The organism is Candidatus Thiosymbion oneisti, from assembly GCF_004359955.1.
In the GTDB taxonomy this organism is placed as follows: domain Bacteria; phylum Pseudomonadota; class Gammaproteobacteria; order Chromatiales; family Chromatiaceae; genus Thiosymbion; species Thiosymbion oneisti.
Map to the genome: position 1 here is coordinate 1 of NZ_SMSC01000032.1, position 12,038 is coordinate 12,038.

Below are 12,038 nucleotides of genomic sequence, written 5' to 3' on the forward strand. Positions count from 1 at the left end.
GTGCAAAAACGCAACCATGACAAAGCCTTTGGTGGCGGGAAACGTTTCCGTTCTATACGTGCAGGTGGGTTAGGCTTCGTTAACCCCAGTGCGCGAGCTATTCCGCGGCCTCCTGGAAGCTACCGGATCAATTTTTCCCATACTCAATCCGACCTGGGCTATTTCGCGGCCAAGAGCAGGGTAGGATAGAGGAAGGCGCAATGCATCAACGGCGCACCGCGCCCATCATTGATGGGTATCTGTCTACCGCCGAGATAATTGCGAGATTAATTGAGCCTGGCCCCTGAAGTATCCCCACAAAGTAGCTTTTGAAATCAATCGGTTACCGCAACAACCAGTGTTTGGTATGGGTCAGGCCACGCCTTGAGGCGCAAGCGACTGATTCTGGAATCGATTTCGTGGGGATACCCCAGGCCTGGCCCCTTTTTCCCATTTTCCCTAAGGCGGCGAGGGGTGGATTCATGAGCTCCAGCTTCGTCGTGTACCTCGATGAATCGGGGGACGAAGGTTTCGTCTTCAGCGACGACGGTAGCGGTAGCTCCCGTTGGCTGGTCCTGTCGGCCGCCGTGATCCGCAAGGCCAACGATCCGCAAGGCCAACGATTTGCAGCTGGTCTCCTGTCTCAAGGAAGTGCGGACCCTGTTGGGCAGAGCGCCCAAGACACCACTGCATTTTGTCGATCTCAAGCATGAGCAACGGGTGCCCTATATCCGCCGGGTAGGTGGTCTGCCCATCCGTACCCTGAACGTGGCGATCTACAAGCCGCTGATCCGGGAGCCGGAGAAGTTTCAAAACACCAAGTATCTGCTTATCGCTATGCTACGCGGATGCTGTTGGAGCGGGTCTCCTGGTCCTGCCGTGATACGCGGGTTGAAGGTGAGGGCGACGGTTTCGCGGAGATTATCTTCTCCAACCGCAGCAACATGTCCTACGAGGAAATACGTGACTACCTGCGCCTGTTGCTCCGCCAACACGGTTCGGACCCACAGAAGGTGCAGATTGAGCCGTTGGTGATTAACCCGGACCGGATTCGCTCAGTCGAGCATTCCAAGCTGGCCGGTTTGCAGGTAGCGGACGCCGTGGCATCCGGCATCCACTTCGGAGTAAAGGTGAACCGCTACGGAGAGACGGAACCGGGCTATCTGCCGCATCTGAGGAAGACGCTCTACCGCCACAAGGGGAAACTGATGGGCTACGGCATCAAGGTGTGGCCAGAGAGTTACGCCACCATAAAAGCAAAAGCCCCCGACGTCGAAAACCTCGGAGGCTTGTGATTGTTGGCCCCAGGAACCGAGGATCCCACCCATACGGGCTGCCACTTGCGGGAAGCGACCTCTACCTTTCCTGCGCTTGCCAAGATAGAAGGCAAACATATTAGGGGCAAGAATTCAAGCCCGCGTAGGTCGGGTAAGGCCAGGGATGGCCGCCACCCGACAATCGTCTTTGCGTCGGGTGACGGCACGCCAATCATCGCAGCCGGCATGACCACCACAGACGCGCCTTATCAAACAAAATGGGTGTCCTTTTATTTTTTTTATTTTTGATCTGCCAGCTCGTAGGATGAGCAAAGCAAGCGCCCATCAGGATAGTTTTAAGGGTTGGCCATTCCACGGAGGTTTCTGGGTCACGACTGCTTGATCGGATGCACAGAGCGCAGCGTGCCCATCAATGATGGGTACCTCCCGGCAGGCAGGCGGCATGTCCAACAAGATCCCTCGCTGCGCTCGGGATGACAAAAATGTTGGGCACCTGTCTGCGTGCGGGACGCACAGGCAGGCGGGCCATCCAAAGATGTGGTTCGCTGTGCAAGATGGTTCGGTGCGCTCACCACACCATTGATGCGGTTCGCGCCACCCGGCAGTGCCATCCTGAAAGATTTCCTGCGCTCACCGCATCCTACGCCTTGTTCAACCTATCCGTATTTTCCTGTGCTCAATATGCGTCTTTGGGGTTCAAACTGTCCCGTGGCCTCATCCGGGTGGGTTGGTGGGCACAGCCCACCCTACGGGTCCAGGCCGGGGATGGGGCCAAAGGTCTCGGCAGGGAGGCGTTCGAGACGGCCGGTTGCGGGGTTCTTGACCTGCCAGCTCGTAGGATGGGCAAAGGGCCAGGGACGGCCGGTGCCCATCATCCGAACTTGATTTAATGGCATTGAATTAAGGATTGCTCGCTGCGCATTGATCGCAGAAACACGCTTTATTATCGCTTTCTCTGCGCCCTCAGTGTCTCTGCGGTTCAGGCGATTCCGCGGCACGTAGGTCTGCTGCTTCGGTCAGTGTCTCGTCGAGCTTTACATGATCGAAATCGGCGGTGACCAGGGCTTTACCGATGCCTTGCAGGAGTACCAGGCGCAGTCGGTTGTCCATGACCTTTTTGTCCATGGCCATCAGCTCGCGCAAGCGCGCCGGGCTGGTATTCGCCGGGGGGGCGGTGGGGAGCCCGACTGCGGCGATCAGTGACCGAATGCGCCGGACGGAGTTGTCATCAAGCCAGCCGAGGCGGGCGGAGAGATCGGCGGCCATGCACATGCCGGCTCCGACTGCTTCGCCGTGCAGCCAGGTACCATAGCCGGCGCCCGTCTCGATAGCATGTCCGAAGGTGTGGCCCAGATTCAGCAAGGCCCGCTCGCCTGCCTCCAACTCGTCGGCGGCAACCACCTCCGCTTTGTTGCGGCAGGAGCGCTCGATCGCATAGGCGAGCGCATCCGGATCCCGGGCACGCAGCTGCTCGATGTTTGCCTCGAGCCAGGCGAAGAACGCCGGGTCCCGAATCAGGCCGTATTTGATCACCTCGGCGATCCCTGCCGCTAGCTCGGAGTCCGGTAGGGTGTCCAAGGTGTCCGTGTCCGCGATCACGGCGCGGGGTTGGTGGAAGGCGCCGATCATGTTCTTGCCCTGGGCGTGGTTGACGCCGGTCTTGCCGCCGACGGAGGAGTCGACCTGGGCGAGGAGGCTGGTGGGTACCTGGATAAAGGCGACCCCCCGTTGGTAGCAGGCTGCTGCGAAGCCGGCGATGTCGCCGATCACGCCACCCCCGAGCGCGATCAGGGTGCAGTCGCGCGCGAAGCGGTGGTCCAGGAGGCCGTCCATGATGTGGCCCCAGGTTTCCAGAGTTTTGTATGCTTCGCCGTCCGGGAGTACGACCCGCGCGATCCGATAGGTGCCGAGGGCACGCTCTATCCGGTCCAGATAGTGGGGGGCGATGGTCTCGTTGGTGACGACCATGACCTGGTGTCCGACGATCCGGGCCCCGAGGATTGCCGGCTCGTCAATCAGCCCAGGGCCGATGTGGATGGGGTAGTTGCGCGGACCCAGGTCGACTTCGAGGGTTCTGAACACGTGCTCGATCCGGCTTACGGGGTGTCGGATTCGAGGCGACGGCGGATTTCCTTGACCACCGATGGGGTACCCCGGCGTTCGGTGGAAACCACGATGTCGGCGACCTGTCGGTACAGGGGGTCGCGTTCCTCCGTGAGCTGACGCAGGCGTGCCAAGGGCTCTTCGGTCTGCAGCAACGGTCGGTTGCGGTCGCGGGCGGTACGCGCATATTGTTGCTCAGGGCTGCAATGCAGGTAGACCACAACGCCTCGGGATGTCAAATCCCGGCGATTGTCCGACCTGAGTACGGTACCGCCGCCGGTGGCCATTACGATGCCGCTTTGCCCGCTCAGCTCCTCGATCACTTGCCGCTCCCGTTGTCGGAATCCTTCCTCACCCTCGTATTCGAAGATGGTCGGAATATCGACGCCGGTACGGCGCTGTATTTCCTGGTCGCTGTCCTTGAACTCGAAAGACAGGGCCGCAGCCAGTTGGCGTCCCACAGTGCTTTTACCCGCCCCCATGGGACCTACGAGAAAGATATTTTTGAACCGCATCATGTACTAAAGGTATGCCAGATTTTGTCGTCGCGGGCAAGATCGGTACGAGACTAATTGGTTGTGCCATCACCGCGCTATGGAGGACGCGGATGGGACCGATCAGGGACCGGCGACTGTATCATCGTCTCGCGCGTGCAGCGGACGAGGCCAGCCTGGGGTTATTATCCCGCATGTTTGCAGTGAACGCTCAGGGTTCGGCGCCGCTCGCTTTCAGGATCTTAGGGGTGACGAAGATCAAGAGCTCGTTGTTGTTGTCTCTGCGGGTGGTGGCTTTAAAGAGGTGGCCGAGCAAGGGCAGGTCACCGAGCCAGGGTACCTGCTTCTTGCTGAACTCCTTGGTGCGCTCGAATACCCCGCCGAGCACCAGCGTCTCGCCGTTGTCCACCAGCACGTTCGTCTCTACCGAGCGCGTATCGATCGGCGGTACGCCCTGAACCTCGCGGGTGAAGTCCGCACTGTCCTTTTTGACCTTGAGGCCGATGATGACCCGGTCGTCGGGGGTAATCTGGGGGGTGACCTTGAGCTCGAGCACGGCCTCTTTGAAGGCCACGGTGGTCCTGCCCAGTTCCTGGTGTTCCTGATAGGGAATCTCTTGCCCAACCTTGATGGTCGCCTCCTGGTTGTCGGAAGTAATCACCCGCGGGCTGGAGATGATTTCCCCACGCCCTTCTCGTTGCATGGCAGTGAGTTCGAGCTGGAGCAGATAAGATCCAATCTTGCCGAGGAGAAAGTTGGCCCCACTGGTAGGGTTGGCAACGGGGAGATTGACTATGAGGGGGACGGTACTGTTAGGGATTTGGATCGTGCCGACGCCGGCAAGGGCGGGATCCCGCACTTGATGGACATTGGCGGTATCCTGGATATGGCCCTCGACGGCGCCTGTGATCTCATTGAAGTTACCTGTGTTGACATTTTCTTGCCACCGGCTGAACCCGAAACGCACCCCCAGATCCCGCGCGAAATCGTTGTTGGCGACGACCACACGTGACTCGATCATAACCTGGCGCACCGGCACGTCCAGTCTTTGGACGATGTGTCGGATGTCCTCCAACTTGGCCTGGGTATCCTGCACCAGGAGGGTATTGGTACGCTCGTCAAAGGTGACTTTGCCGCGCTCGGAGAGCAACTGGTTCTCCTTCGATTTTAAGAGCGCCGTCAGCTCGTCCGCTTTGGCGTAGTTGATCTGGATGAACTCGGAGTGCAGCGGTGCCAGGGTTGCGATCTTCTGGTTAGCCAAAAGCTCTGCCTCTTCCTGCCGGACGATCTCCAGGGTAGGGGCCACCATGATGACATTATCCATGCGCCGCATGGAGAGTCCCTTGGCTTTGAGGATGATGTCCAGGGCCTGATCCCAAGGGACGTTTTTTAGCCGCAGGGTAACATTACCGGTCACCGTGTCGCTGGCAACCAGGTTGAGCTCGGTGAAGTCCGCCAGGAGCTGGAGCACCGCACGTACCTCGATGTCCTGAAAGTTCAGGGAGATGCGATCCCCCGTGTATCTGCCATCTCGGCGGCTCCGGTCCTTCCGTCCCGGCTTGGCCGAAGGCGGCGACTTCAGAGGAAAGGACTGGACGGTGCCGATGCCGGCGTTGGGGACACCGGATCGAGATCGGGGGCGATCCGCCGTCGATCGATTCCCAGGCCAGGCTGCGTACTCTGCATCCTTCAATAGAGGTGCGGCGATCACCAGCGTCCACGGAACCTGCCACAGCAAGAGTACCAGTATCGCAGACCTGTACAGGCACTTTTCCGATAATGAGACATGATCGGTCCGGCGCCGAATCGAGGCAAGCGACAAACCGTTCATCGCGCCTTGGTCTTCCGCAGGCCAGTACAGCAGTACCGAAGTACCGATAACATCTGTGGTGCAGCGTACATCTATGGGGGTTGTCTTTGCCGCAAATAAACGCGAATCGGTCGCAATCGGCCGTCATCATTGACCGTTCTTAAGCCATTTGCGTCGATTTGCGGCTAATCCGTGAGGGGCCTACCGGCTCGATGTTATTCGGTAGTTGAGAGCATCTGTACTAGCGATTCAAGGCGAGAGTGGCCCGGCGTTCATGCCATTCGCCGCCATCGGAGACAAGCTCGGTCAGCTCGATTTCATCCTCGGTAATGCGTGTGATCCGGCCTTGGTTCGTGCCCATGTAATTACCGACGTCCACATGGAACAGAGTCCGGTCGGGCGTCTTAATCAAGGCCCAGATGATTCCCCCCTGCGCCAGGGTGCCCACCATGGTGAGGGCGTCGAGGGGGAACTGTTCCAACGCTTCTTTGCGCCGCAACGGATCAGGTCCGATGCCGTGGACGACGGGTGCGACGACCGCGGCCACATTTCGGCGCTCGGGTACGAAGGGATCGCGTCGGTTCTTGGGTTCGAAGGAAAAGCTGTCGATCGGCTCGAGCGCGGGTAGTGGATCGATGGGACCAGGCTTGCGTCCCTTCACCCGTTGGGCATATTCCTCCAGATCGGTCATATTGTCGTTGCCGCAAGCGACCAGGACCATCGAGGCCAGCACAGCGAAGTAAGCGCGGGGGCTCATTCGGCCGTTTCCTCGTCGAGATACCGATAGGTCTTGACAGTGGCCTTGAGATTCAGGAGTACCCCTGTGCCGGATGCATCGTGTTCACCCTGGCGGGCACCGATGTCGATGTCGTGGATGGTAACGATCCGGGGTAACGCAGCCAATCCGCTGATGAAACGGCCAAGTTCGTGGAAGCGCCCGGTGACGTGGATATGGATAGGGAGCTCGGCACAAAAATCCTGGCGCGTTTCGTCCGCGGGCTGAAAGGACTCGAATTCCAGTCCGGCAGCGAGCCCGGTTTGCGAGATGTCCGCCAGCAGTGCCGCGACCCCTGCCCGGTTCGGAAGCCAGCGCAGCATGGTACTAAAGGATTCCTCCATTTCCGCGAGTTGCCGCCGGTAGGCCCCCAGGTTGGCGGCCTGTTGTTGTTTGGACTCGAACTCGTGGCGCAGGCTCATTTCCTCCTGCTCAGCGGTCCGCAGGCGCTGGAGTTGACCCTTGGTATCGAAAGCATACCAGGCCCCGGCGATGCCCCCGCAGAGGAGAAGTATCAGCATCGCCTTCGCTAGACCTGGCCACTCGCCGATTTGCTCCAGGTCCAGCTCGGTCAGTTGATTGAGGTCCACTGCCGGTTCTCGCGCCGGTTGTGTTCAGGTTTCTTCCGCTTCCCTTCCGGCTTCCGCAAGCTGCTCGAAACGCAGTCGAAAACGGCTCAATCCCGTACCTGTTTTGTCTCTATGCTCGATAAGCAGCAATGCGGGCTTTCCGATCCACTGGGATGCCTCGATGTTGCGCACGAAGGCGGAAACCTGGGCGTCGGAGCGGGCGCGTCCTTCCAGGACTATGGAGCGTCCGCTCTGGCTGATCCTGGTCAGATGGATACCCTCGGGGGTCCCGGTCGTCAACTCGTCGAAGAGGTGGACCATCTCCGGGCGGCTCATCTGCAGTCGATGGATTGCATACATTCTTCCCAACAACCGCTCCTTGGTCTTTTCCAGACCCCGAATCTCGCGGATTTGCCCATCGAGTTGGCCGATCTCGTTGCGCAGAAACCGGTTTCTGTCCTGTTGGCCGGAAATCAGTCCCTCCAGATTCAGGTGCAGCACCAAACCGAGGGTCAGAGTCGCCGTCAGCCCGGTCGCCGCAATGGCGGCGAACTCGCGCCGGCGCCGGCGCCTTTTGAGCTCGCGCCACGGCAACAGGTTGATGCGCACCATCTAGTCGAACCCTCTCAGGGCCAGGCCAGCCGCGATCATCATCGCCGGCGCGTCCCGATTCAACGCCGCTGATCCGACCTTGGACGACAGGGACATGCGGCTAAAAGGGTTGGCTACGGCGGTTGGAATGCCGAGGCGCTCCTCCAGCAAGGCGCCAATGCCCCGGGTACCGGCCACGCCCCCGGCAAGGACGATCCGGTCCACGCGGTTGAAGGTACCGGTGGAGTAAAAGAACTGGAGTGCCCGGCTGATCTGCTGCGCTAGTGCCTCCTTGAAGGGATCCAGAATCTCGGTGGCATAGCTATCCGGTAGGTTATCCTCAATCACTTGCTGCAGTGCCTGGTCGCGGTCCATGCCGTAATGCTGCTGGACCTCTTCGATGAGTTGGTGACCACCGAAGCCCTGCTCCCGGGTATAGACCGTTTGACCCTCGTGAAGCACGTGCAGGGTCGTGGTGGCGGCGCCGATATCGGCGATGGCCACCGTCCGGTCCATGCCTGCGTCAGACAGCAGGGTGCAGGCGGATACCATGGTGTAGGCCTCCACATCGATGATAGCGGCGCTCAAGCCACCGATCTCCAGGGCGGCAACCCGGTCGTCCACGTTTTCCCGGCGCGACGCGGCGAGCAAGACATCGACCAGATTACCACCCGAATCGGAAGGACCCAAGACACCGAAGTCGGTGTTGACTTCTTCAATGGGGTAGGGGATGTATTGATCCGACTCGAGTTGGATCTGCGCCTCCATCTCCGCGTCACTCAGGGTGGCCGACATGGGAATGACCTTAGTCATGACCGCCGATCCGGATAGTGCAGTAGCCGCACGCTTGACCTTGGTTCCGGAACGCGCGACCGCTTTTCTGATCGTTGCACCGACGGCCTGTACGTTCGCTATCTTTTTCTCTACAACCGCGTTCGGGGGTAGTGGCTCGATCGCATAGTTTTCTACGTGAATTGCAGAGAAGCTGGTGCCTCTCGCTTGGGACAACTCCACTAGCTTGATTGCCGTAGAACCGATGTCCAGCCCTAAACGGGCGGATTTCTTGCGACCGAAAGCGAACATATTCTATCAATCAAAGGTGTTAATATGAACTTTCCAGAACACAATTGACATATAGTTCCGAAATAGATGCAGTATTCGGCAACTTAAGAAGTGTTGAAATAAGAGTAGCCACATCTTCCGGTTGCGTCATTTGTTTTGGCTCAATAATACTTCGGCTGGCATCTTCGGCCATCTGTGTATTGACCCATCCTGGGCAAACTGCTGTTGCTCTAATGCCATGTTCCCAACCGGAATATCTTACTGAATGTGTCAGTGCCGTGAGCGCGAATTTACTCATCGCATACCCTACCGATTGCCCTTTTACTCTTTTTCCGGACAAAGAAACTAAATTAATCACCTTGCCCCTTCCTGCTTTCTTCAAATAGGGGAAAGCCAAGCTTATCAAACGCAATGGACCTTTGACGTTTACAGTCCATAGTTCATCCACAATTTCTTCATCAAACTCTTCGATTGTAGTTGAGCGAAAGATGCCGGCATTATTTATCAAGACATCGATATGACCATATTTTACTATGGTAGCATCAATCCATTTCGTCGCTGACTCAGGTACTTTGGCATCATACCAGTTACACAATACCGTATTCCTATCAAATGCATTGAACTTGTTTTGAAGCATCTCGATTCTACGTGCGCCAAGACTTAAAATATACCCCTCGGAAATCAGTCTCTTTGCTATTTTCTCACCAATTCCTCTGTTGGCGCCGGATAGCATTACAACTATCTTTTCATCATTAGTTTCCATATTACTTCTCTTTATTAGAGTTGTTCCCTTTGTAACATTCTTTAAAATCAGTATGTTACGAGGACCATTTGGCGTCTAACCCTTTGTTTTCTGGTCAACGACCACCGTGTCGGCCTCATGTTCCAATATAACCGATTGATTTTTAAAGACTCGCATCGGGAACAACTCTATTGATCTCGTTCACCGAAATTATTTAGGAAGTCATCCACACAACCTCGATCCACATCCATCCAGCTCAACCGAGACGCAACTACCTATAAGAATTAAGGTTTCTCCTTCGACCGATGTACGCCGGTAACCCACACCCGTAAGTATCTCTCAACTATGGCGTTGGGGTTCATTCCTTGCCCCTAACCTACGGGCTGTTGCCAAGATGGATATCCTTTTTGTGTTTATACTCTGCAAGCATTTGTTAACGGCTATCTGACTGATTCTACACCAAGATCCTTACATATTTTCTTTGCCACGATATCTTTAACCTCTGAATGTCTTGGAATTGCAGATCGCTTGTTTAATTCTGGGTTGAACCACCATGAATGTTTCCCACCCTCCCTAAGCAGTTCGCGTCCTTGGCTGCGGAGGTATTTTAGGAGTTCCTTTCTTTTCATACTGCGATTTTCTCTTCTCTATATCCGCTACCTGCTGCTACCAAAGCATCTTGCCGATTAAAGTCCAATGCCTCTTTGAGAGTAACCTCCAACGTATCTTTTAATTCATCATAGGTTTTTTCTTGGCAATTCACTCCAGGAATTTCTTGAATCCAACCTATCCACCAATCATCTTCTTTTTTAACGATAGCCGTATATTCGTGTTTCATAGCCTATCCTCACCGTGTTGAGCCCGTAAGCTGTAGGAAAAGGGACCAGGTTCAATTTCTTCTTAATTAAGCCTGACCCCTTTTCTCCTTTTGAATTCTCTTTTCAAGAATTTTTTCTTTAAGCCATAAGTTTACTAATGTTTCAGGAAGAATCCCTTCCAATTGAGCTAATTTATCAATATCGCGTGATAGTTCTTTATCAATGGCAAAATAGTTTTTCCCCGATTTTAGTTCCACGTCAAATTCTACATCTCTCTGTAAATCCTCATAATCTACCAAACTGTGAGTATCCCAAAACTCGGCAGCTGCTTCTATATTATCAAATTGTTCCGGCAAAGCTTCTATTTGTTGCTTACTTTTTGCCATGGTTCTTTCTCTCTCTTGGATCCATGTCACGTGCGGTGACGATTAAGGCTTCTTTTGTTTTCTTGTATATAAATAGAGCAGCCAAATATCGACCGGCATTCGTCTGTCCACGAGCAGAATACAGATTTTCATTTTTGACTTTTCCTTTTTCAACAAGTTTGAATTTTGGGCTATTATTGAAAAGTTCTTCAACCTCTTCATGGGTTACATCGTGCTTCCATAGCAATTTGTCAATAATACTTCTATACCATATGAACCCCTCAATTTTCATTGGCTAGGTTTCCATCTTTTAACGCGGCTAGATATTCCGTTCACATATTGAGCCTCTAAGCTGAGTTTCGTACCTCACCCTAACCTATGCGCTGAACAAAATGGGTGTTCTTTATATCACTTTATATCAATGGAGCAGAGCCGGGATCAGCTGGAGCGATTTGTCAGGCATGCACCTCAATAAATTCACTGTACGAATGTGGCTGAGGCACTGGCGCGCCTTCTTCCCTGATGCCTTCAAGATGAAATTCGATGGCCTCTTGGATGAGTTCAAGGACTTCTTCCCTGGTTTCCGCCGCCGCCATGCAGCCAGGAAGATCAGGGACATATGCTCCGAAACTACTTGGGCCTTTCTCAATGACAACCATGTAACGCATGTGAGCTTCTCACTTGAGCCCGGCCTGTTTCAACACGTTGTTGAGTGTGCCGGGCGGGACATCAATACTGAGTTTTCCGGAAACAGTGACCGTCCCCGATTTCATTGGATGATGGAACTGACGATGGCTACCTTTGTGGCGCACCTGCAGCCAGCCGTCAGCCTCGATTAGCGCAATGAGCTCTTTGACCTTCATACTTGAAGAATTGCACAGATCCCAATTTCATGTCTAACATGCAATAGACACCTCTTCCTCGGTTCTCCAGGTTGCATACACCAAAGTAGCGTAGATGTCTTTTTCTCTTTCAGTGTCTTGTAGCATCCTGTGAATTTTAGCGTCACCACCTACTGATTATAAGCCACCGCCCTCTCAACCAACTCATCAACCCCCGGCTCGTCCGGGTTCCAGGGCTTGCCCGGATGGATACAGTCGGCGGGGCAGAGTTCGGCGGCTTCGACCAGTTAGGTATAGGTACCGGCGTTCAGGTCTCCGAGTATGGCCTGTTTGTCTTCGTTGTAGAGGAAGAGCAGGGGGTTGAGGTTAGTGCAGTCGTTGCAGCTGGTACACACAGGGGGGTATCGCGATCCAGGGTTCGTCGAAGCTCAGAGCAGGCTCGGGTGTGATTGGCTCTCCGATTTCACCGTCGTCTTCCTCTATGGACGGGGCTGCCTCTTCTTCCGCGGGACAAAGTGGGTGTCTTTTTATTCTTAGTCTCCTCAAGGTGTGGTCTGCCCCATACCAAATACACTGGTTGTTGCGATAGGGACAGACCATGTTTTCCATGG

General features: G+C 55.3%; 17 protein-coding genes and 1 pseudogene. 3 read left to right on the plus strand and 15 right to left on the minus strand.

The window, feature by feature from the left end; all coding sequences use genetic code 11:
* The 3 genes from E1958_RS20980 to E1958_RS20990 all read left to right on the plus strand — a co-directional run.
* Nucleotides 1-189, plus strand: a 189-nt coding sequence (locus tag E1958_RS20980) for a hypothetical protein (protein ID WP_208108611.1), incomplete at its 5' end; no start/stop codon positions are given.
* A gap of 272 nt (nt 190-461) precedes the next feature.
* Complete coding sequence (locus tag E1958_RS20985; RefSeq protein ID WP_207787910.1) at nt 462-692, plus strand: DUF3800 domain-containing protein; 231 nt, start codon at nt 462-464, stop codon at nt 690-692.
* Nucleotides 693-827: 135 nt separating this feature from the next.
* Nucleotides 828-1,274: a hypothetical protein gene (locus E1958_RS20990; protein ID WP_207787909.1), complete on the plus strand. Its 447-nt coding sequence runs from the start codon at nt 828-830 to the stop codon at nt 1,272-1,274.
* Between the two features lie 728 nt (nt 1,275-2,002).
* Here E1958_RS20990 and E1958_RS20470 read toward each other — a convergent pair.
* The 15 genes and pseudogenes from E1958_RS20470 to E1958_RS16425 all read right to left on the minus strand — a co-directional run bounded on the left by E1958_RS20470 (nt 2,003) and on the right by E1958_RS16425 (nt 11,448).
* Nucleotides 2,003-2,152, minus strand: coding sequence for a hypothetical protein (locus E1958_RS20470; protein WP_165742218.1), 150 nt, complete (start codon nt 2,150-2,152; stop codon nt 2,003-2,005).
* A gap of 67 nt (nt 2,153-2,219) precedes the next feature.
* Nucleotides 2,220-3,338: a 3-dehydroquinate synthase gene (gene aroB / locus E1958_RS16360; RefSeq protein ID WP_133512825.1), complete on the minus strand. Its 1,119-nt coding sequence runs from the start codon at nt 3,336-3,338 to the stop codon at nt 2,220-2,222.
* Nucleotides 3,339-3,352: 14 nt separating this feature from the next.
* Nucleotides 3,353-3,877, minus strand: a complete 525-nt coding sequence (gene aroK, locus E1958_RS16365; protein ID WP_089726860.1) for a shikimate kinase AroK — start codon at nt 3,875-3,877, stop codon at nt 3,353-3,355.
* Nucleotides 3,878-4,064: 187 nt separating this feature from the next.
* Nucleotides 4,065-5,405 (minus strand): annotated as a pseudogene (locus E1958_RS16370) (type IV pilus secretin PilQ); the annotation flags it as partial.
* 499 nt (nt 5,406-5,904) lie between these two features.
* Nucleotides 5,905-6,420, minus strand: a complete 516-nt coding sequence (locus E1958_RS16375) for a pilus assembly protein PilP (protein ID WP_133512827.1) — start codon at nt 6,418-6,420, stop codon at nt 5,905-5,907.
* On the minus strand, nt 6,417-7,028 hold the full coding sequence (locus tag E1958_RS16380; RefSeq protein WP_133512828.1) for a type IV pilus inner membrane component PilO: 612 nt from the start codon (nt 7,026-7,028) through the stop codon (nt 6,417-6,419). Before E1958_RS16380 ends, E1958_RS16375 begins: the two co-directional genes overlap by 4 nt.
* A 24-nt stretch (nt 7,029-7,052) precedes the next feature.
* On the minus strand, nt 7,053-7,619 hold the full coding sequence (locus E1958_RS16385; protein ID WP_133512829.1) for a PilN domain-containing protein: 567 nt from the start codon (nt 7,617-7,619) through the stop codon (nt 7,053-7,055).
* Nucleotides 7,620-8,681 carry a pilus assembly protein PilM gene (locus E1958_RS16390; RefSeq protein WP_133512830.1) on the minus strand — a complete coding sequence of 354 codons (1,062 nt, stop codon included), beginning with the start codon at nt 8,679-8,681 and terminating at the stop codon, nt 7,620-7,622.
* Between the two features lie 19 nt (nt 8,682-8,700).
* Nucleotides 8,701-9,423, minus strand: a complete 723-nt coding sequence (locus E1958_RS16395) for an SDR family NAD(P)-dependent oxidoreductase (protein ID WP_133512831.1) — start codon at nt 9,421-9,423, stop codon at nt 8,701-8,703.
* 419 nt (nt 9,424-9,842) lie between these two features.
* Complete coding sequence (locus E1958_RS16400) at nt 9,843-10,031, minus strand: type II toxin-antitoxin system HicA family toxin (RefSeq protein ID WP_133512832.1); 189 nt, start codon at nt 10,029-10,031, stop codon at nt 9,843-9,845.
* Nucleotides 10,028-10,240 carry a type II toxin-antitoxin system HicB family antitoxin gene (locus E1958_RS16405; RefSeq protein ID WP_089725495.1) on the minus strand — a complete coding sequence of 71 codons (213 nt, stop codon included), beginning with the start codon at nt 10,238-10,240 and terminating at the stop codon, nt 10,028-10,030. The genes E1958_RS16400 and E1958_RS16405 overlap by 4 nt, the downstream gene beginning before the upstream one ends.
* A gap of 66 nt (nt 10,241-10,306) precedes the next feature.
* A complete protein-coding gene (locus tag E1958_RS16410; protein WP_089725497.1) occupies nt 10,307-10,606 on the minus strand; it encodes a CopG family antitoxin in 300 nt (99 codons plus the stop codon).
* Complete coding sequence (locus E1958_RS16415; protein WP_089725499.1) at nt 10,593-10,877, minus strand: BrnT family toxin; 285 nt, start codon at nt 10,875-10,877, stop codon at nt 10,593-10,595. Before E1958_RS16415 ends, E1958_RS16410 begins: the two co-directional genes overlap by 14 nt.
* 163 nt (nt 10,878-11,040) lie before the next feature.
* Nucleotides 11,041-11,253, minus strand: a complete 213-nt coding sequence (locus tag E1958_RS16420) for a type II toxin-antitoxin system HicB family antitoxin (RefSeq protein WP_133512833.1) — start codon at nt 11,251-11,253, stop codon at nt 11,041-11,043.
* Nucleotides 11,254-11,262: 9 nt separating this feature from the next.
* The gene (locus tag E1958_RS16425) at nt 11,263-11,448 is read right to left on the minus strand and encodes a type II toxin-antitoxin system HicA family toxin (protein WP_133512834.1); all 186 of its coding nucleotides are present in this window, start codon (nt 11,446-11,448) and stop codon (nt 11,263-11,265) included.
* Nucleotides 11,449-12,038: the final 590 nt, after the last annotated feature.